The following is a 21,868-nucleotide window of genomic DNA, read 5'->3' as shown; positions in this document are numbered from 1 at the left end:
AAAAACAACAACAATTTTAAATATTTTCATATTACGGTATTTTTTAAAATTTAAACCAATTAAATACAATAGCATATGCCATTACTCTAGGAATCTCACAAAAAACTTATTTTTAATTTTTATCAAAATAAAAGATTTTCACTTATTTACCTATTGTTTATTTTTCATAAAAGTAATATATATCCCATATTAAGGGATTTCTTATTAAAATGGATTTTAAAAATGAAACAGAAAAAGACTGGGTTTTTCTCTGATGAGTGGTGTTTTTGGCACACCACAGGATTGCATGCATCGGTATTACCTGTAGGTGGATGGGTACAGCCCCCAACAGGTGCAGCGCATGCAGAATCGCCAGAATCAAAACGCCGTTTTAAAAATTTATTGGATGTCTCGGGTTTAATCAAACAGCTGGAGAACCTTTCAGCCTCTCCTGCCACTGAAGAAGACTTAGGCCGTATACATCCTCAACATTATCTCAGTCGGTTTAAAAATCTCAGTGATCAAGGTGGTGGCCTACTGGATGAACATGCCCCGATTGGCCCAGGAAGTTATGATATTGCCAAGATTTCGGCAGGACTTGCCTGTGCAGCGGTCGAAAAAGTATTTCTAGGAGAATTAGACAATGCCTATGCATTGTCACGTCCACCCGGCCATCATTGCTTAGCAGATAAACCGATGGGCTTTTGTTTTCTTGCCAATATTCCAATTGCCATTGAACGCGCCAAAGCCAAATTTGGCTTAAACAAAGTTGCTGTGATTGATTGGGACGTGCACCACGGTAATGGTACACAGCAAATCTACTATCAACGAAATGATGTGCTCACCATATCTTTGCATCAGGAGCATTGTTTTCCGCCAGGCTATCACGGCGCTGAAGATTTAGGTGAGCGCAAAGGTCTTGGCTATAACATCAATATCCCACTGTTAGCAGGTTGTGGTGATGAAGCTTATCTCTATGCCTTTGAAAGCATCGTACTACCAGCTTTGGAAAAGTTTCAGCCTGACATGATCATCGTTGCTTGTGGTTATGATGCTAATGCTTTCGATCCATTGGCACGGCTTTTATTACATAGTGAAAGCTTCCGTCAATTGGCGCTGCTGACCAAACAGGCAGCAGAGAAATTATGCCAAGGCAAATTAGTCATGGTCCATGAGGGCGGTTATGCCGAATCCTATGTTCCATTCTGTGGTTTAGCTGTGGTTGAAGTACTCAGCGATACAAGAACCAGCGTACAAGACCCATGTATAGAACTACTTAAGTTACAACAACCCAGTGATCAGTTTAATCAGTTCCAGAAACAATTGATTGATCAACTCGCTAAAAAAATAAATACAAACCCATAACTCAACAATTCATTGCAAGGAAGCAAATAGCTTCAAGGAGAATGTTATGTTAGATCGAATGTGTTACGTCTGGGTGGTTTTAGATAATCCGCCCCACCATGAAACTGAACAGCTCTATTTTTTACCCATTTTTTATTTCACTCAATTCAAAATTGAAAAGCGCAGTAAAAAAATTAAAAACTTGGGAGAATAATGATGAATACTCAAGCTTTTTTTGATTCTAAGGGACATATTTTTGCACTGTGTTTGTTTGCCGCCATTGGTCCTTTGGTGATGATGACCACTCCAGTGCTGGCATACCAACTTGCCACTGAATGGCATTTTTCTCCATCTCAGGTTGGCACTTTTTTCTTTTATGAACAGATCTTTATGGGGATTGCTGCTTTGCCTGCAATTTATTGGGCAAAGCATTATTCACCGCAACAGGTCATGAAAGTCTTTATTGGCTTGTTTATTTTGGGAAATTTTCTGTCTTTATTTGCCAATAATCTAACTATGCTGGTACTGACACGTTCATCAGCTGCTTTTGCAGCTGGCAGCATTATGATTGTCACGATGGCCTCATGCAGTATGACCTCCAAACCTGCTCGAACCTTTGCCTTGTGGCTGCTTGGGCAAACTATTTTTGGCGCCTTAGCCATCTTGATCTTGCCAAATTTGTTTGCACAGTTTGGCTTAAAAGCATTCTTCGTTCTTTTAATTGTGCTGATGTTGGTTGCAGCACCTTTCTATAAAAAGCTGAGCAATGCTATACCACAAGACCCGCAACCTTCCGAACAACATGCAAGCAATTCATCAAAGTATTCCATCATTTGGAGCATCATCGGAGTTGCCTCAGTTCTATCTTTCTTTATGTCCATCAGCAGTATCTGGACATTCCTCACCAGTATTGGCCTAAACTCAAAAATTCCAGAAGCATCCATTAATGGTTATTTATCCTTTGCCACTTTATTTGGCATTCTAGGCTGCTTTATTGCAACATTTATTGGGCATAAGGTCAGCCGTATGGTGATCGTGTTCAGCGGTTTTGTCTTGTTCTTTATTTCACTCTCTTTAATGTTTGGCACAATTACGGCGCCAACATTTATGACCGCCATTGTTGTGTTTAAATTTGCCTGGATGTTTACTTTCCCATTTATCTTGGGCAGCTTAGCCATCATGGATCATACGGGCAGTATTATGAAATATGTCAGTTTAATGATTGCGATTGGGATGGGTGTTGGGCCTGGTGTATCGGGTCAAATTATCGAACATACAGCAAGCTTTAATACACTGGTGAGCTATGCCATGTCGATGTTCCTGATCTCTTTAATCTTGGTTACTTTATTAAATCGTAGATTTGATCAACAGCCAAATAAACAGAAAAACTCGACAGAACATTAATCTCATACATTGCAGTTAGCCAGTCGAGTGATTGGCTTTGCTGTTTTTATTGAACTAAATAGATTTCTAAATACTACTTATTCTTTTGAATTGTTGATGCTTTATTTTAAAGTTCAGTAATGCACACCAAACACAAGCCTATATTTATTTACACTGTGCCAATGTTTGCGATGGTGTTTCACCAAACAATTTTTTATAGTCTGTGGCAAATTGTGATAAATGCCAAAAACCCCATTCACTAGCCACTTCACTGACCAAAGCAGATGTAGCATTTTGAATAAAGCTGCGTCTTACCCCATTGAGTCGCAAGTGTTTTAAAAACTGTGCAGGACTTTGTCCTGTAATCAATTCAAAACAGTTTTGCAAGGTACGGCGCGAGGTATTGGTGAGCTGACACAACTCATCCATGGTCAAGGGATTATCTTGATAAGATTGCATTGCATCAAGTGCGCGTTGTACCACAATTTTTGCCTTCCGTGCGGATAGACGAATCTCATTTTTTTGCTGCTGCAAGGCTTGAACATACCGAAAACCCAGATCTAGAATCTCGGACTTTGCCTGTTGCATACTGGCTAAATTTACTCCACAAGGATGTTTAGATAAGTTATTTAATAAAGCAGTCAGTTTAGAATAAATTTCTTGTGCCAAGGGCTGATGTGTCAACATACTCGCCCCTTGCGGAATATCTCCCAGCTCTTCTAATAAAGACATGGGTAGACTTAAGGATACAAAGGAAGACTGTTGCGGTGTTCGCATCATAATTTCACCACCTTGACATAATGAAATAATTTCTGCGCCTTGTAATGCCTGCCCCATCCACAATGCTGGATCAGATAAATTAGAAAAAACACCTAAACACAATGAGTCCGCTTTGCCTTCTCCACTTTGGAAAATTGAGGGACTAATTTTTTCTTCATAGATTTGAATATCATCCAGCCAAAGTTCATTCAAATGACTTTCAAAATGACCTGACGAAAGTTGATCATAGGATAAAGACCAGTCCTTTAAAATCTGGGTATGCTGTAAAGACTCTCTTATTTGAAAGCCATGCAACAAACCTGTATTTACATCTGGTTCAACGACTAACATCCATGCCTCGCTTTTACCTAAAAATGCAAAAAATTTTCTATTAAATTTCAATTTGTTAAATTTCAATCAAAAATAAAATCTAACTTTTATTGTAAGGTGAATCCATGAATTGGCAAGCCTTTAAATGTAACGTTTTCAATACTATATTTACTGGCTATTCAACAGATAAAACAGGATCAAAGTGCTGCATACCACAGACATTTGATCCTGTTTTTAAACCGATAAATTTGCAGTGTTATACATCGGCTTGTTCAAATGCAGTCTGTAATGCATTGACCAATAGCTCACACCCAGCTTGATCAATCACCAACGGTGGAGCAAGCACGATTTTTGGCCCAACAGGTCGAACCACTGCGCCCGCATTACGGCAGGCTTCTGTAATACGCCAAGCCAAGTTATTATCAGGTGCAATAGATTCACGAGTATTCTTATCTGAAACCAGATCAATTGCCAGCATCAAGCCTTTGCCACGAACATTCCCAACGGATGGGAATTTTTCTTCAAAACTTTTTAATTGATTCAGTAAAACATCCCCCATTTTGGCAGCATTGGCAGGCAAGTCTTCTTTTTCAACAATATCAAGCACAGCCAGACCTGCTGCACACCCCAAAGGATGTCCACCATAGGTATAGCCCTGCATCAAAATCCCCCGATGATCTTTGTTGTGTAAAAAGGCCTGTTCAATTCGATGATTGATCAAAGTTGCTGAAAGCGGGACATAGCCTGCGGTTAACGCCTTGGCAAATACCATAATGTCAGGTTTTACTCCCCAGCCTCGCGAACCAAACATATTGCCACTACGACCAAAGCCAGTAACCACTTCATCTGCAATCAGTAAAATTCCATATTTATCACAAATCTGCCGTACCAAAGGCCAGAAATTCGTTGGAGGTACAATTACTCCGCCTGCACCTTGTACAGGTTCTGCAATAAATGCGGCCACACTGTCTGGACCATAATATAAAATGTCTCGTTCCAGCTGTTCAGCAACCAGCTGCCCTAATTGCTCAGGATCATCACAGTTCCAAGGATTGCGATACAACCACGGTGATTCAATCTGTGAACAACCGTCCAAAACAGGGCCATAGTTCATCCGATAAATAGACAAACCTCCGACAGATGTCCCACCGAAATGCACACCATGATAAGCATTTTTCAATGAGATAAAACGGGTACGCTGCGGTTGTCCCTGTAAAATCCAATATTGACGGGCTATTTTTAAAGCGGTTTCAACGCCATCTGAACCTCCCGTGCCATAGAGCACCCGAGCCATATCTTCCTGAGTTGTCATTTCAATCAGTTTATTGGACAAGGCTTCTGCTTTAGGGTGGCTCACGCCATCAAATAACTGGTAGTACGCCAGTTCGTCCATTTGTTGAGTAATGGCCTGTTTGACTTCAGCTCGATTATGTCCAACATTGACACACCATAAACCAGCAAAACCATCTAGCATTTTACGGCCCTGATCATCCCAGACAAAAAGTCCATCTCCTTTAACGATTCGTAATGGCGCCTTGTTTTCCCAATTATTGGGATGGGTCATTGGATGCCAAAATTGGTAATCTTTTGTTTGAACCATTGGACTATTCATACAGAAACTCCTTGCCTATTCGGACATTAAGAATGGGTGACAATATTTGCAACATCTTCATATTTTTGCGGATTGATATGTTTCAAGACACGAGCTGTGATCATGCCAATGAGCATGCAAGCCAGCAGTAACCATGGTAAAAACAGTACAACTGGAGAAGATGAACCACTCAACATTTCCAGATTTCTAATCACCACATACAGTATGACCAACATGCCCAACGCGGAAATAATGGGTGCGATCAGACGACTCCACAGCGAAACAGGGAGTTGTTTATGTTGGCGGAAATATTTAATCACTGCGAATGAAACACCGATCTGTAATACCAAAATCGCCATACTTCCCAGAACAGATGCCCATGCAAAAATATTGATCATTGGATCGAGTTTAAACAGCCCAAAAATGACCAAAGCAGCGATCATAAAAATACCTTGTGCAATACTGGCCATATAAGGTGTTTTATAAACAGCATGCGTTTTGGCCAATTGGGACCACAACAAACCATCACGACTAATGGTAAATAGGTAACGGGATAATGAATTATGAAAAGCTTGCGTTGCGGCAAATAAACTGGTGATCAATAAAATTGAAATAACTTCAACCGCCCAACCACCGAGCAACTGCTCAGCCACGTTGTAAACATAGACACCTGGATCTTTGGCTGCTTCTGCGGCAATTTGACTGGCACCGGTATACTGAACAAATACCCATGACGTGAGTGCATAAAATACAGTGATTAGAATCACAGCAGTAAAGGTTGCTTTAGCCACAACTTTTTTAGGTTCTTTACATTCTTCGGCATAAATTGCGGTTGCTTCAAAACCAATAAACGAACAAATCGCAAACACCATAGCAATACCAAAATTGCCATTTAAAACAGTGCTGGGTTGAAAAGCGCTAAATTCCCATGTTCTTGGTTGGGTCATAAAGACGGCATCCATCAACAAGACGATGGCGATCTCAAGCAACATTAGTATGCCGAGGACTTTTCCACCAATTTCAACTTTCGCGATACCCAAGCCAATGACCGCCATTTGCATAAATGCTGCATATGCCCACCACGGTAAACTGCTACCAAAATGTCTAGTGACAAATAGTTCGGTAAAGAAACCAAACATCGCACTGCAAGAAAGTTGCATCGCTGCATAGGCAAGTAAAGCAACATTGAAACCTGCTAAACCACAGGTAAGCCCTAAGCCTTGGACAATATAAGAATAGAATGCGCCTGCATTGACCACATGACGACTCATTGCAACCAAGCCAAAACTAAAAATAAGCAGTAAAGTGCCTGCAACGATAAATGTACCCGCGACACCTGCTCCATTACCTGCCATAAAGGCCACAGGTAGCGCCCCAACCACACCAGTTAAGGGGGATGCTGCAGCCACCACAAAAAATACAACGTACCACAGCCCTAAACTTCCTTTTTGTAATTTATATTCTTTTGACATGCTGATCTCCTTCCTTGATCATGTCTTGAGTCTATAAAGGAAGAACTTAAAGGTGTTATCAAAATATGGCAATTTTAGTGCTTAAATTATGATGGGGCTGCTCGGAATGCGTCAGCCCTATTTTTTGAAATAACCGTAGATAAGAGAGCTTGTTTCATAAATCAAAAAAGGATGATTTAAAACTTGTTTTGATTATTTTGTTTGAGATGGCTGTTTTTCATCTTCTTATGTACAGTAACTTGGTAAAATCGACATGGTTTTGAAATCTATATACTCACCACAGATCTCTCGACCATTTTCAACTTGTCTACGATCTAGTTGTTTCTTTTGTTTTCAGTCATCGTATCGAAATAATGATAAAATGACGCTACAGAATAACCAGCGCAATCCGCAGAGCCATTTTTTATCATTTTAAAACTCATTTAAACTCAGGCATATTGTTTAAATATGCCAACGCTTGCTCGGTTGAGCCTTCATTGAGTGGGCTATGCTTGGGATTAAAATAACGTATACAGGCACGTATCATATAACCAGCTCTAGGGACTCGGTCTTGTCGAGCTGCTCGAAAATAATCCTTAAAACGAAAACGATGCGGTAATTGCGGGTCTTGTTGGACCAAGTTTTCGACAGCAATATAAGCCAATACAATAAATAATGGAAAGGTAAAAACAGCCGCACCTGTTCGCAACAAAATATTATTGCTCAAGTGCCTAAACATGGCATCTGCCACTTCACGATGTTCAACCTCTTCAGCGCCATGCCATTGTAATAAACGTAACATTTGTACATTTACAGGTGCAGTTTGTAAGCCCTCAGCATTTAAAACCCAATGACCCAATACACCTGTGAGATGCTCTGCTGCTGCAACCATAGCCAATCGTGTCGTCAACCAAGTTGATTTTAAGCGTGGATGTTTTAACTCATAACCGAATGGTTTAGGACCAATCATGTCATTAAATATCCAGTTCATCATTTCGGTATAACGACTTAAATCAATTCCTAAAGCTTCTATATGTCGCGTACCTAAGGTATGTCCATAGCTGTGAGCACCCTCTTGTTTAATAAAGGCCATGGCTACAGCTTTTAATTGCTCATCTTGAACAAACGGTAATGCGTCTCTAAAAGTCTGACAAAACCAACGTTCTGGTGCTGGTGTAATTGGGTTAATTAAATTCAGCATTTGCGTCGCCATCGGATCATCATAAATCCAATGACTGGGAGTTTCAGCAAAATCAAATACTGGACGTCTTGGAACAATCGTATGGGTTTCTTTGATTAAACCACTCATGATAAAACTCCTTGTATCGCAAATCGTTTAACGATTAGTCCTGTGTCAAAATGTTAAAACCCATACGAGGGCCAAAGGCGATCAATGTACGGAATAATCCCTTAATTGCCTTGGGTTGCTGACCGCTGCTAATCCGACGAAATTGGGCAGCATGCCAAGCCAGTTGTAGATAGGCGTCGACAGGTTTGTATCCAACAGCAGGAATTTTTGCAGGATCAAGTAGTGATTTTCCAGCTAAAAGTTGTTTGGCTAAATCTGGTTGCAAAGCAAAAGGACGAGCCAAACCAATTAAATCAACAGTACCATCAGCAACAATCTGGTTCATCAAATCGACATCACGCAGACCACCGGTCAGCATTAATGGCAGTTTGCTCTGTTCACAAAGTGCAGTCGCATAATCAAGGAAATAGCCATCACGCTGAGTCTGTCGATCAGGTGCATATCCCAACTGTGCAGGAGATTCATAATTGCCCCCTGAAACCTCTAATAAATCGATACCCTCAGCTTCTAGAGCTAAGGCAATTTGAAGAGATTCTTGCTGACTTAATCCACCCTTTTGGAAGTCAGCAGAATTTAGTTTGACACTTAGGATCTTATTTTTGCCGATGGCCTGACGCACTGCACGCACCGTTTCAATCAAAATCCGTTGTCGATTTTCAGGATTCCCGCCCCATTGATCTGTACGTGTATTTGCCAATGGAGATAAAAATTGTGATAACAAATAACCATGTGCAGCATGAACCTGTACACCATCGAATCCAGCTTTCACAGCCAATGCAGCCGTGGTCGCAAAACGTTTAATTTGCTCCAAAATTTCTGCCTCAGTCATCGCACGAGGAATACGAATAATATTCATTGCAGGCAAATCTAGCCCAACTGCTGATGGCGCGATTGGCTTTTTTAATAATGGAAGTACAGCAACACGACCAGGATGGTTAATTTGCATAATAATCTTGCTGCCATTTGCTTGTGCAGCTTGGGCCCATAACTTATTTGCCTGTAAGAATTGTTCATCTTGCAAAACGACATTGCGTGGCTCAACAAATGCACGAGAATCAATCATGACATTCCCTGTGATTAATAACCCAGTTCCTCCTCTTGCCCATACAGCATAGAGTTGTTGTAAGTCTATGGTTGGTGAACCATGTCGATCCGCCAATTGCTCACTCATGGCCGATTTTGCAATACGGTTTGGTATCGTTATACCGCAGGCCAAGGTTAATGGTTGCTTTAACGGAGATTTTGCGAGTATACGTTGTGCCATTGGATGAATTCCTAAAATAATTGGATGAATGAGTACGCTGTAAATTTCAATTTCTTGTTTATTTCAGTTACTACTCATTGAAATATTGATTTTTTAATAGGCGCATCATGTTTCTATTGTCATGCTGCCAAGGATGAAAATCGGTTGAGAAGAAGTCGAGATAAGCTTTGCTGATATTCCTCACTAAGCCTTTGCGACCAAACAAATAACCTAGCCCCTGATATAACCCTTTTAAATCTCGTTGCATTCCTGAATGACGCAAAAGCTCTATCGTTCCACGCCCTGTGACCAAAACAAAAGAGAGTGTAGTTTCAAGCATGACTAGGCGTAGAAAATAAGGCCGATTCACTAAGGATTGATAAACATCAAATGCCACCGCCTTATGTTCAGTTTCTTCAATCGCATGCCATACCCATATTTTTCTTAAATGTACATTGAATAATGCGAGATCTTCGGGGGCGGTACTGATGAAATAATCAGATAAAATCGCAGTCAGGTGTTCCATACAAACTGTGCATGCCAATTGATGTGCTGGAGAAAACTGTGTCTGCATCAAACGATTCATCTTTTTAAATCGTTTATAAATTCGGTCGACTGGATAGCCCTTTTTCAGCATGACCCCATTCAATACATCATGCTCTTTACCATGGTGTGCTTCCTGCCCAATAAAAGCGCGAACTTGCTGAAGCAGAATCGGATCTTTAATCTTATTCTGATAATGACGCACACTATGAATAAACTGCCGCTCTCCATCAGGAAAAGCACTAGATAATGCAGTCAATAACAGGGTAAGTAATGGATTATTGCTAAACCAAAATTCAGGAATTTCATCTGGAAAAGTAAAATCCATACTTCTGACTGGAATATCTATCGATGCAGAAACGTGTCTATATTGAATGGCTTTGCTTGAGGAAGGGCTAGTAAACATATTCATCGCCATGCTCCCTATTTATAAAACACGTGGATTAAATTGACGCATTAAAAACAAAGGGGTACGTAATCGAGGAATCTGAATTGGCGGAATCAAGCCACCGGATAAATCCACGCGATGCAGTCTTGCGTCAACCACTTTACCGAGTCCCATATCATGTAAAGGATCATTTACCGTACCTGTAAAACGTAAGTTCATCTCCACACGGCGAACTTCGACAGGATGTTCTTTAGGGGTAAATCGAACTTCCCGTGGTAAGCTCAAACCTAATCCTCCTGTGATATTACGATGTGGTAAACCTAGAATTGGCGGTGCATCATAAATGACCTCTCCAAGTTTAGCGTCCATTTCAAGCAACACAGTGCCGCGACGTGATGCTTTGCTTAGAATACCAGTACCATCATTATCCCAACTGATTTCTCCCATTTTTTTAGGATAGCCCAGCAATTCACGCCCAATGATCATGGCCCGATCATCATCCAGAATCATCCATGGACAAAAAATACCTGTTTTATTGCCCACCTGTATATGCACAAACAAACCCGCCTCATGATATGCCCCTGTATAGACATTTTCAGGGAAATAAGCACAGAACAAATCGGCTCTGGCAGGTTTTACCAGTTTCATTCCAGCAGGTAACCAGCGTGCCATTGCTTTTTCATTGACCTCTACCACAGCCGTTAAATATTGAGCATTGTGGTAAAGCTTATTGCCAAGGTTTGCTAAACCAATGGGGATGCGTAAATCATTGATCAGCTGTCTCATGCTTTTAATCTCGAAAATACTTGTTTTAATATGGGTAATAAAATAACGCGTGGGGTATAGCGTCCACCCAGTGTTTGAGCCTGTGCAATAAAACCGGGGATCACAATACGGCGGTTACAATTCATTCCTTGTATCGCCTCTTTGGCTACCCGTTCTGCGGTTACCCAAACAAAACTTCCACCTACACCATCAATTTTTGTAATCCCTGCCACTTCATTAAAACCAGTGATCGTCGGCCCAGGTGCTAATAAGGTACATGTCACACCAGTACCACTCAGCTCACTATGTAGAGATTCAGCAAAGGAGTTCGCGAAAGCTTTACTTGCAGCATAGGTTGCATTGGCTGGTGTTGGTTGATGGCCTGATGTCGAACCCACAATCAAAATTGCACCCGTTTTACGTTGCATCATTTTAGGCAATACAGCTAAAGTAAGATCCTGTACCGCAACAGCATTAACTTCCGTCTCTTCCCGCTCTCGGTCAGCATCCAACTCATGTAATCGGCCAAAAGTGGCAAAACCAGCGTTATTGCATAAAATAGCCACATCCATCTTTTCCAATTCCAGACGGAACTGGGTTCTTGCCTCACGGTTCGCGAGGTCACATGGGCGTAAACTCACTTCTACCTGATATTTCTGACGTAAATGGGTAGCGAGAAGCTCAAGCTTATCTACACGTCGTGCAACCAAAATAAGCGGATAACCACGTTCAGCAAACTGTTTAGCAAGTTCTTCACCAATACCTGAAGATGCGCCAGTAATCACCACTGGTGAATTTTTAAGGGGACGAGGTAAGCTCATCGCAAATACTCAGATCAATAGAATAATCTTAGTATCACGTAGCTAAAACTTGAGCGTGAGATGGAGTTAAGACATAATGCTAATCATTTTCGGCCAACACATAGAACAAAATGAAAGATCCGTATGGGTTATCAAAAGCCAGTATTCCAATTTCTTATGTTCATTTATTATTAGAAATCATGGTCGAAAAGGGCTTTTCCGCTCCTGATATTTTGCAAAAGAGTAAAATTCCTTTAACACTGCTTAACCAACTAGATGCACGTATTACGCCTTTACAATGGTCTAAATTAGCCTGGATAAGTTTAACCTTGGCTCAGGACTTTGGACTTGGATATGAGTATGGCCTAAAACTGCGTTTAACCGCTCACGGCCCAATGGGATATGCGTTAATGAGTAGCCCCTCTTTGCGTCATGCAATTGAGCTTGCAGTGCAATTTTTTAATATGCGCTTAAAAGATTATCGAATTGATTTTTATGAGGAAGAAAATTTATCTGTCATTGATATTCAAGAAACTCACCCTGTAATCAGTAACGATAAAGAGCAAACTGAAATTTTAAGACGGTTTTTTTATGAATGTTTAATGATCGGAATTATTCAGACAGGTAGATCATTAATAGAAAAAGATTTTTCTCAAGTTGAGTTAAGAGTCGACTGGCCAGAACCACGCTACCATCAGAAATTTCAACAGCAACTTCCCTTGATTCTTTTTAATCAAAATAAAAATCAAATCCGATACAACTTATCACTGCTCAAGCTCTCCCCACAAATGGCAGATCCGACGGCATTTCAACAAGCATTGGCACAATGTGAAACAGAACAAATTCGTTTTTCTGAACAAATCCAAGATATTTGCTTACGTGTAAAAACAGAATTGGTGCTTGTTCCTCAGAAAGGCTATCCCTCTTTAGACAACGTTGCCGAACGTTTACATATGTCGAGTCGTACATTGAGAAGACATCTCAACGAAATAAATTCGTCTTACCTGCTTCTGTTAGACGAAGTCAAATATAAAGAGGCTGAAAAACTTTTACTGAACAGCAATATGGAAATACAAGATATCGCCAATTATCTTGGATATATTCAACCCGCTAATTTTGCTCGCGCATTTAGAAAATGGAGTGGTGTAACGCCGATTCAATTTCGTAAGCAAGCCGTACAATAAAAGCGGCAAGCATTAAAGCAAAAATAAACTATTCATTTTAAAAAGATCAATTAAAAATCTCTGCCACATTTTTACTCTCTTATATTTGCTTTTTCCAATTATTTCTCACTGACAATGCTGCCATTTGCTCAGACTCAAGCTTGCTTACGATCTTATTGTAACGCCATTTCTCTAACTGATCTTGGCGCAATACTGTTGACAATTTCGCCAATAAAAACTAAATTGAATTCAATTCAGTTTTTCTAAGAATAAAATCATGACCGAAAAAAAGATGGCGACTTACCAACGCTTGATCACTGCAGCAGAACAGGAATTGATTGCAAACAATGGACATATGGAGATCAGTGCCATAGCCAAAAGAGCAAATACATCAGCTGGGCTCACCTATCATCACTTTGGCTCAAAAACAGGTCTGATTGCCGCTGTTGTGGATCAATTCTATGAACCATTGAGAGCACTTGCTTTGGGTGACAGCATTCCAACAAATATTGAATGGAGAGAACGCGAAAAAACCCGTACCAAAGCAATCATTGACTATTTCTATAATCATCCTCTGGCACCTTTGATTGCCGGGCGACTTGCCCGTGAACCTGAGGTGCTTGATATCGAACGCGCTCACATGGAGGCATTATTAGAAGCTGGTGCACGTAACATTGCTCAAGGGCAGAAGTTGGGGATAATCAGTCCAGATCTTAATCCAAATACAACGGTGGCAATGCTGATGGGAGGTCTGCGTCTGGCGATTGATCAAGCCATCCTTGCCAAAGAAAGGCCCTCAAATGTGGAACTATTCGAACAACTCTGGAATCTGACAAGCAATACCCTACAACTCAGCCCACTGTCATCTGGAGAAACAAGTAAAAAAACCAAGGCAGGAAACAATATGAACTAAGCGTTTCGTTCTGCCCAGCACGTTAAATCAAGGAGCTTTCAATGTCTAAATTAGATATTCGTCAATATAATAAAAAAGATCACGCAAAGACCCATCGACAATTACAACCAGGGCCTGAGCGAAATACGCCAGAAATCCAACGAGATTTCCAAACCTTAATGCGTGATGGTTATGTCATCATCAACAACCTGATCAGCAAAGAAACCTGCAAGCAGATTAAGCAAGAAGGCCTTGCTCTTCTCGACCAAACTGGACGCAACCCGTTTGAAGGTCAGCAAACCCAGCGTGTCTATAATGTTCTCTCAAAAACGCGAATCACTGATCAACTTGCGGTACATCCTCACATTCTTGGTCTTATGGATCGTCTGTTTCAACCCAACTTCCTGCTCTCTCAGAGTCAAATCATCAATATACTTTCAGGTGAAATCGCTCAAAGTCTGCATTATGATGATGCTTTTTATCGCCTCCCCCGCCCTCGTCAGCCACTTGGTGCTGCAACCGTCTGGGCAATTGATGATTTTACCGAAGACAATGGTGCAACAGTAATTATTCCTGGCAGCCATCACTGGGGAGATGATCGATTTGCACAAAGATCAGAAGCGTTACCCGCAGTGATGCCTGCAGGTTCAGTGATCTTTTTCCTCGGTACGACTTGGCATGGTGGTGGTCAAAATCATTCGAAATCCTCACGCTTTGCGATTACTCATCAGTACTGTGAAGCCTATGTACGACAACAAGAAAACTATTTACTTGAACTTTCCAAAGATACGGTACGGTCGATTTCACCAGAACTTCAAGCCTTGGTTGGTTACTCAATTTACCCACCATTTATGGGTATGGTTGAGGGTATGCACCCACTGCGTACATTAGAACAATCTGAATAGGATTGTTTTATAAGTCTTTTTATAAGTATAGATACCCCTCATCCTAGCCTTCTCCCAAAGCGAGAAGGCTCTTTCAATAACAATATGATTCACTCAACATGACCATATTTTAATAGATGGAAGCGTTCTAATATTCCAGTGTTCAATATCTTATAAAATTGCCTCAACAACATCGTTTTCAAACTAGGTTATCTATAGCCAATCTATTACAATGGCTTCTTTTATTCAGCACAGCATATTTTGAATCGCTCATCTTCCCAATTAAAACGTGGACTTAAAAATCGTCATATCCAATTGATCGCTATGGGTGGCGCTGTGGGTACAGGATTATTTTTAGGTTCTGCACAAGTCATCCAATCTGCTGGTCCTTCAATTATTTTAGGCTATGCCATCGTCGGTTTGATTGCCTTTTTAATCATGCGCCAAATGGGTGAAATGATTGTAGAAGAACCTGTTGCAGGCTCATTCAGTTATTTTTCACAAAAATATTGGGGAAAATTTCCTGGTTTTTTATCAGGCTGGAATTACTGGGTAATGTATATTTTAGTCGCCATGACTGAACTTACAGCGGTGGCTAAATATGTGCATTATTGGTGGCCGCATATCCCCGCTTGGGTCTCCGCTTTATTTTTCTTTGTCATCGTGACTGGTTTTAATCTGGGCAATGTTAAGTTTTATGGTGAATCAGAATTTTGGTTAGCCATTATCAAAGTTGTTGCTGTGATTTCGATGATTGTATTTGGTTTATATCTTTTGCTCACAGCAGGTGCTGATTCAACTGCAACTGTAGCAAACCTCTGGCAACATGGCGGATTTTTCCCACATGGTTTTTCAGGGTTGTTTTATATGCTGGCCTTTTTAATGTTTGCATTTGGCGGCATTGAATTGATTGGGATGACGGCTGCCGAAGCAGAAAACCCTGAAAAAAGCATACCACAAGCAGTCAATCGCGTAATTTTCCGTATTTTGGTTTTTTATGTGGCTTCTCTTGCCATCATCATGTCCTTAATTCCATGGAATCAACTTGATCTGGGTGGTTTAGATAAAAGTCCCTTTGTGATGATTTTCAGCCAACTGGGCTTAGGTTGGGCAGCACATTTACTCAATTTTATTATTCTGACTGCCGCGCTTTCGGTATATAACAGTGGTATGTATGCCAATAGTCGTATGCTGTATGGGCTTGCAGTACAAGGCAATGCACCGAAGATGTTTGCAAAAGTTAGCAAACAAGGTGTACCAATCACTGCGGTGATCTTCTCTTCTATACTGATTTTTGGTTGCGTGTTACTAAATTATTTTGTGCCTGAAGAAGCTCTAAGTCATCTGATGTATTTGGCTGTTGCTGCTCTGGTTTTAAACTGGGCACTGATTAGTTTTACCCATTTAAAATTTAAACGTGCTAAAAAGCTGGAAGGGACAAGGGTAAAATTCCCCTCATTGTTTTCACCTGTAAGTAATTATATTGTTTTAGTTTTTATCAGTATGATCCTATATATCATGTGGGTGCAAAACTTTAAAGAATCGGTCATTTTGATTCCAATCTGGATTATTGTGATGTTTGGATTATTTAAAATTTTGAGTTGGAATAAATCACGTTAGTATTTTAAAGGCTTATTTAGGATCTGTTGACATTTCATATCTATAACATTCAAATGTTAATATCCATAAGCTCAAGTGGGTATGAATGAAGCAGGGTCTTTTGGAAAATTTTATGACACAAGATACAAAACGAAATAAAGGTTCATCGATCACACGAGTACTTGAAATTTTAGAAGCGATTGGTGAAGCAAAACATCCCCCTTCCCCACTTGATCTCTCTTTAGCACTTGATATCCCAAAACCCAGTATTCATCGACTCATCCAACTATTAGAAAAAGAAGGTTATGTCAAAGTAGATTTACATGGTGGCTTGTTGGTGGGTGGAAGAGTCAAACAATTACTATTTAATGTTTGGGAAAATGAAAAATTTAGAATTGAACGGTTTTCTATTTTAGAAAAACTGTCAAATAAGATTGGTGAAACCTGTGGTATAGCAATCCTACAAGATAATCATATGTTGTATGTAGATCGTATACAGACAAACTGGCCATTACAGGTATATTTACCCGTGGGCTCAACAGTGCCTGTCTGGTGTACATCGAGTGGCAAACTTTTTTTAAGTCATTTATCCGCAGAAAAAAGGAAAAATATTCTAAAAAATATTCCAATCACCCAGTACACCAAAAATACCATTACAGATCTTAATTTGCTGGAATCTGAAATTCAGCGTATTGGCGTAACAAATTTAGGCACCGATAATGAAGAGTTTATCGCAGGGATGGTGGCCTGTTCAGTGCCTATACTCCACCCCAATGGTGAAATCATTGCTTGCTTATATACCCATGCGCCAAGTATTCGAAAATCCTTAGATGACTTAATCAGCTATCAAGATGCATTAAGAGATGCAGCCAATGATTTAAATACCTATATAAAAAATTCAATCGATTAAATAATAAAAGCTAGAGACTTAGAATCCCCAAGTATCTAGCTTTAAAAACTCAAGCCTTAAAATGATCCAAAATATGTTCCAAGTGTAATCACTCCGATCAGCGCAAGTAGTGGAAAAATAATTGCGACCACAAACATGTCATAATAAGACTGTTTATGCGTGAGACCACAAAGTGCAATAATGGTAATTACAGCGCCGTTATGTGGAAGAGAATCTAAAGATCCAGAAGCCATAGAAGCAACTCTGTGCATTAATTCAGGTGAAATGCCAAAATCTTGTGCTAGGTTCATATAGGTTTCACCCATCGTATTTAATGCGATACTCAAACCTCCAGACGCAGAACCTGTAATCCCAGCCAGTACATTGACCAAAATTGCTTCGGAAACCAGCGGATTACTTGGCGCTAAACTAACTAAAAAATCTTTTAAAATGACAAAACCCGCTAAAGATGCAATAACTGACCCATATCCGACTTCTGAGGCGGTATTAAAAATAGGTAAAAATGAAGAAGAAACACCATTTTGAATACTGTCTCGAATATCGTTAATCCGTTTCCAATTGAGCACAATAATGGCAATACATGCGATCACCAATGCTGTAATGATCGACCATAAACCAATCACAGAATTTAGATTGGTGTGACCAAATTGAGCCGTGGCCAAATATGAAGTATCCATACTTGGAAAAATCACTTTAGATAATATTAAATTCGATAAAATTACCAATACAATCGGGATCATTGCAATCAGTAAACTAGGATCTGAATGGGTTAAAATTTCTTTATGCTGTTCAATATGATTGCCATAGCCTTCGCCTTGTTTTATCGAATGCTCGACTCTTCTATTCAGCCACCACATCCCCGTGATTAACATAAAAAAAGAGGCAATGATGCCAAGCACAGGTGCAGCATATAGATCTGTTTTAAAATATGGCATTGGAATTGCGTTTTGAATCGCAGGCGTACCAGGCAATGCGGTCATTGTAAAGGTTAATGCACCCAACATAATTGCCGCAGGAATGAGTCGTTTAGGAATAGCCAATTCTTTAAATAATGCTGAAGCAATTGGAAATACAGCAAAACCCACTACAAAAAGCGAGACACCGCCATAGGTTAAGATTGCACAGGAAATCACAATCGATAACATCGCACGCTGATGCCCTAAGCGTTCAACAAAAAAAATTGCGATTGTGCGAGCTGATCCACTGTCATCCATGAGTTTGCCAAAGACAGCGCCTAACAGAAAAAGTGGAAAATATTTAATGATGTACCCACCTAGACCACTCATAAATACTTGCGAATAAAACCCTAATAATTCATGCGTCATTCCACTCCAAATGACCGCAAACAGTGCAAGTACAGGCGCCAAAATAATGACACTAAAACCTTTGTAAGCTAAATACATCAGCAATACCAAGGACACTACTATTCCAAATAGTCCTATCATTCTAAACTCCATTTATTTAATTATATTGATACATAATGTATCGTTATATATGTATAGCTAATTTTTAATGATGAATCTAGACAAAATTCTTTTTCACTTTGAAAAATAGACTAAACTACTGTTATTTATCACCAAATAATTATATTTAAATAAAATTCATAAAAAACCTGTTTACATATAATTTTATATTGATACGATACATATCAATATACAAATATTATAAAGCCAATTTACAGCATGCAACTTGGTCTTTTTCAAATACAAAATGCATGTAAATGGAATGAAACTAAAATGGAGTTCGCTTATGTCACACACGATTTTGTTGCCCAGATTTCTTGAAGTCGGAAAAAATGCCCGAGAGAAAATTCCTTATATTTTAAAAAGCTTAGGCTGTAATAAACCACTGATCATCACTGATCAAATGATGGTCAAGTTAGGCTATATCGCCGATATTCAAAAGATTCTTAAAAGTGAAAATATTGAAGCAGACTTTTTTGACCAAACAATTCCAGAACCCACCTCAAGTTCTATTGAAGCTGGGGTTCAGTTTATTCAAGCACATCAATATGATTCAATTATCGCTGTGGGTGGTGGCAGTCCAATTGACAGTGCAAAAGCCATTGGCATCTTAGGTCGCTATGGTGGAAAAATCCGAGATTATAAGTTCCCTAGACAAGTCAATGAACAGGGCTTACCAATTATTGCCGTTCCAACAACAGCAGGCACAGGTTCTGAAGCAACCAAATTCACGATCATTACTGATGATGAAAGTAATGAAAAAATGCTCTGTGTCGGTGCTGGTTTTATGCCCATTGCTGCGATTGTAGATTATGAACTAACGTTAAGTTTACCTGCCCGTACCACAGCAGATACAGGTATAGATGCTTTAACCCATGCGATTGAAGCCTATACCAGCAAAAAAGCCAATCTATATAGTGATACTCAAGCATTAGAGGCAATGCGCTTAATTGGCCCAAATCTTAAAAAAGTCTATTTTGATCCAAATGATGAAGTTGCCCGAGAAGCATTAATGCTGGGTGCAACATTGGCTGGTGTGGCTTTTAATAATGCATCTGTTGCCTTAGTTCATGGCATGAGTCGCCCTATTGGTGCGTTTTTCCATGTCCCACATGGCTTATCAAATGCCATGTTATTGCCCATGATTATTGAGTATTCAATTCCCGCAGAACCTGAAAAATATGCGGACTGTGCCAAGGCCATGGGTGCTGCGCAGCAAAATGATTCTGTTGAATCTGCCAATGCCAAGTTAATTGAAGCATTAAAAGACATTAATATATCCCTTCAAGTGCCAACTTTAGAAGCTTTTGGAGCAGATAAGCAATATTTTGACGAAGTTGTAAATACTATGGCAGAACAAGCACTTGCTTCAGGCTCACCAAGTAATAACTCTCGTCTTCCAACCAAAGAAGAAATCGTAAAACTTTATCAGCAATTATGGTCTTAATTTTTAACCAAAATAAATCAGGAGATCTCAATGAATACAATCGGGCATTTTATTAATGGACAACTTTCAACAGAAGGGAGTCGTAGCCAAAAAGTATTTAATCCAGCAACAGGTGAATCAAATTCTCAAGTGGCCATTGCCAGCCAAAAAACGGTACTTGATGCAATAGCAGCAGCAGAAAATGCCTTTCCGGCATGGCGTGATACGCCAGTGATCAAACGTGCGCGAGTCATGTTTAAGTTTAAAGAGTTGCTGGAAAAAAATGCCGATAAAATCTGTGAGCTGATTGGTTTAGAACACGGTAAAATTTGCCATGATGCAGCTGGGGAATTACAGCGCGGGATTGAAAATGTTGAATATGCTTGCGGTGCACCCGAATTTTTAAAAGGTGAATTCTCCAAAAATGTTGGACCGAATATTGACTCTTGGAGTGAATTTCAACCTTTAGGTGTCGTTGCAGGGATTACCCCATTTAACTTTCCTGTGATGGTGCCACTTTGGATGTTCCCAATGGCAATTGTCTGTGGCAACTGCTTTATTTTAAAACCTTCTGAGCGTGATCCATCTTCAACATTATATATTGCTCAATTATTAAAAGAAGCAGGACTTCCTGATGGTGTCTTTAATCTGGTCAATGGCGATAAAGTTGCAGTAGATACACTTTTAAATGATCAGCGTATTCAAGCGGTTAGTTTTGTAGGCTCAACACCAATTGCTGAATATATTTATAAAACGGCCACAGCTGCGGGCAAACGTTGCCAAGCTTTAGGTGGGGCAAAAAATCACGCCATTATCATGCCCGATGCAGATGTTGATAATGTGGTGAATTCCCTCCTTGGCGCTGCTTTTGGTTCCTCAGGTGAACGGTGTATGGCACTTTCTGTTGCGGTTGCAGTCGGTGACGAAATTGCAGATACCGTCATTGCTAAACTTCAAAATGAAATCAGTAAATTAAAATTCGGACATTTTGCCGATAAAAATAATGATTTTGGACCTGTGATTACGGCAGAACATAAAGCCAAAGTGATTGGTTTTATTGACAGTGCAGAACAACAAGGTGCAAAAATCGTTGTGGATGGCAGACAAGCAAGCGTTGACGATTTCCAAAATGGCTTTTTTGTGGGGCCTACTTTAATTGATCAAGTTACCCCGAATATGCATAGCTACCAACAGGAAATTTTTGGCCCTGTCTTACAAATTATGCGGGTAGAGACCATGCAACAAGCCATGGATCTGATTGATAACCACGAGTATGGTAATGGAACATGCATCTATACTCGTGATGGAGAAGCAGCACGTTATTTTTCTGATCATATTAAAGTAGGTATGGTGGGTATCAATGTTCCTTTGCCTGTACCTGTCGCTTATCATAGTTTTGGTGGTTGGAAACGTTCACTCTTTGGTGATTTGTATGCGTATGGTCCAGATGGTGTACGTTTTTATACACGTCGAAAAACTATTACTCAACGCTGGCCTTCTGCCAACATTCGAGAAAACAAACAATTTTCAATGCCGACTTTAAACTAAGACTATTCAAATTAAGACGGTTCAAATTTAGACTGTTTATTGATAAAACGGTTCTGACTATGTTGGGAAGTATTCAACCCTATTTTGGATACTTCCCA

The 21,868-nt window shown here is 39.9% G+C and carries 18 protein-coding genes; 9 read left to right on the top strand and 9 right to left on the bottom strand.

Annotation, left to right across the window (positions count from 1 at the left end):
• Positions 1-222: 222 nt before the first annotated feature.
• Positions 223-1,344 carry a class II histone deacetylase gene (locus GJV03_RS15885; RefSeq protein ID WP_154130524.1) on the top strand — a complete coding sequence of 374 codons (1,122 nt, stop codon included), beginning with the start codon at positions 223-225 and terminating at the stop codon, positions 1,342-1,344.
• Positions 1,345-1,539: 195 nt separating this feature from the next.
• The gene (locus GJV03_RS15880) at positions 1,540-2,727 is read left to right on the top strand and encodes an MFS transporter (RefSeq protein ID WP_171501866.1); all 1,188 of its coding nucleotides are present in this window, start codon (positions 1,540-1,542) and stop codon (positions 2,725-2,727) included.
• A 144-nt stretch (positions 2,728-2,871) separates the two neighbouring features.
• Here the strand turns inward: GJV03_RS15880 and GJV03_RS15875 are convergent, their stop codons facing one another.
• The 8 genes from GJV03_RS15875 to GJV03_RS15840 all read right to left on the bottom strand — a co-directional run bounded on the left by GJV03_RS15875 (position 2,872) and on the right by GJV03_RS15840 (position 11,906).
• A complete protein-coding gene (locus GJV03_RS15875; RefSeq protein WP_056517944.1) occupies positions 2,872-3,816 on the bottom strand; it encodes a helix-turn-helix domain-containing protein in 945 nt (314 codons plus the stop codon).
• Positions 3,817-4,051: 235 nt separating this feature from the next.
• Entirely contained in the window at positions 4,052-5,407 is a 1,356-nt protein-coding gene (locus GJV03_RS15870) for an aminotransferase class III-fold pyridoxal phosphate-dependent enzyme (RefSeq protein ID WP_151957268.1), read from the bottom strand.
• Between the two features lie 26 nt (positions 5,408-5,433).
• Positions 5,434-6,858, bottom strand: a complete 1,425-nt coding sequence (locus GJV03_RS15865) for an APC family permease (RefSeq protein ID WP_056517945.1) — start codon at positions 6,856-6,858, stop codon at positions 5,434-5,436.
• 418 nt (positions 6,859-7,276) lie between these two features.
• On the bottom strand, positions 7,277-8,146 hold the full coding sequence (locus tag GJV03_RS15860; RefSeq protein WP_004724738.1) for a metal-dependent hydrolase: 870 nt from the start codon (positions 8,144-8,146) through the stop codon (positions 7,277-7,279).
• A gap of 34 nt (positions 8,147-8,180) precedes the next feature.
• Positions 8,181-9,410, bottom strand: a complete 1,230-nt coding sequence (locus tag GJV03_RS15855; protein WP_154130522.1) for an NADH:flavin oxidoreductase/NADH oxidase family protein — start codon at positions 9,408-9,410, stop codon at positions 8,181-8,183.
• Positions 9,411-9,480: 70 nt separating this feature from the next.
• On the bottom strand, positions 9,481-10,344 hold the full coding sequence (locus GJV03_RS15850) for a metal-dependent hydrolase (RefSeq protein WP_154130521.1): 864 nt from the start codon (positions 10,342-10,344) through the stop codon (positions 9,481-9,483).
• A gap of 15 nt (positions 10,345-10,359) precedes the next feature.
• Positions 10,360-11,106 carry an acetoacetate decarboxylase family protein gene (locus GJV03_RS15845; RefSeq protein WP_154130520.1) on the bottom strand — a complete coding sequence of 249 codons (747 nt, stop codon included), beginning with the start codon at positions 11,104-11,106 and terminating at the stop codon, positions 10,360-10,362.
• A complete protein-coding gene (locus tag GJV03_RS15840; RefSeq protein WP_154130519.1) occupies positions 11,103-11,906 on the bottom strand; it encodes an SDR family oxidoreductase in 804 nt (267 codons plus the stop codon). Before GJV03_RS15840 ends, GJV03_RS15845 begins: the two co-directional genes overlap by 4 nt.
• A 110-nt stretch (positions 11,907-12,016) precedes the next feature.
• Between GJV03_RS15840 and GJV03_RS15835 the strand changes: the two genes are divergently transcribed.
• The 5 genes from GJV03_RS15835 to GJV03_RS15815 all read left to right on the top strand — a co-directional run bounded on the left by GJV03_RS15835 (position 12,017) and on the right by GJV03_RS15815 (position 17,333).
• Positions 12,017-13,069 carry an AraC family transcriptional regulator gene (locus tag GJV03_RS15835; RefSeq protein ID WP_035371031.1) on the top strand — a complete coding sequence of 351 codons (1,053 nt, stop codon included), beginning with the start codon at positions 12,017-12,019 and terminating at the stop codon, positions 13,067-13,069.
• 271 nt (positions 13,070-13,340) lie between these two features.
• The gene (locus tag GJV03_RS15830; RefSeq protein WP_252720722.1) at positions 13,341-13,961 is read left to right on the top strand and encodes a TetR/AcrR family transcriptional regulator; all 621 of its coding nucleotides are present in this window, start codon (positions 13,341-13,343) and stop codon (positions 13,959-13,961) included.
• Between the two features lie 41 nt (positions 13,962-14,002).
• Positions 14,003-14,845, top strand: a complete 843-nt coding sequence (locus GJV03_RS15825) for a phytanoyl-CoA dioxygenase family protein (RefSeq protein WP_105714054.1) — start codon at positions 14,003-14,005, stop codon at positions 14,843-14,845.
• Positions 14,846-15,085: 240 nt separating this feature from the next.
• Positions 15,086-16,444, top strand: coding sequence for an amino acid permease (locus GJV03_RS15820; RefSeq protein ID WP_081407405.1), 1,359 nt, complete (start codon positions 15,086-15,088; stop codon positions 16,442-16,444).
• A gap of 112 nt (positions 16,445-16,556) precedes the next feature.
• The gene (locus tag GJV03_RS15815; protein WP_004822909.1) at positions 16,557-17,333 is read left to right on the top strand and encodes an IclR family transcriptional regulator; all 777 of its coding nucleotides are present in this window, start codon (positions 16,557-16,559) and stop codon (positions 17,331-17,333) included.
• Between the two features lie 56 nt (positions 17,334-17,389).
• On the opposite strand, the gene GJV03_RS15810 is transcribed toward GJV03_RS15815, so the two are convergent.
• Positions 17,390-18,778, bottom strand: a complete 1,389-nt coding sequence (locus GJV03_RS15810) for a GntP family permease (protein WP_154130518.1) — start codon at positions 18,776-18,778, stop codon at positions 17,390-17,392.
• A gap of 304 nt (positions 18,779-19,082) precedes the next feature.
• Between GJV03_RS15810 and GJV03_RS15805 the strand changes: the two genes are divergently transcribed.
• Positions 19,083-20,243: an iron-containing alcohol dehydrogenase gene (locus tag GJV03_RS15805; RefSeq protein ID WP_154130517.1), complete on the top strand. Its 1,161-nt coding sequence runs from the start codon at positions 19,083-19,085 to the stop codon at positions 20,241-20,243.
• Between the two features lie 30 nt (positions 20,244-20,273).
• Complete coding sequence (locus GJV03_RS15800; RefSeq protein WP_154130516.1) at positions 20,274-21,770, top strand: CoA-acylating methylmalonate-semialdehyde dehydrogenase; 1,497 nt, start codon at positions 20,274-20,276, stop codon at positions 21,768-21,770.
• Positions 21,771-21,868: the final 98 nt, after the last annotated feature.

The sequence above is a fragment of the Acinetobacter sp. RIT698 genome (assembly GCF_009668065.1).
In the GTDB taxonomy this organism is placed as follows: domain Bacteria; phylum Pseudomonadota; class Gammaproteobacteria; order Pseudomonadales; family Moraxellaceae; genus Acinetobacter; species Acinetobacter guillouiae.
This window is presented reverse-complemented; position numbering and strand designations above follow the sequence as displayed.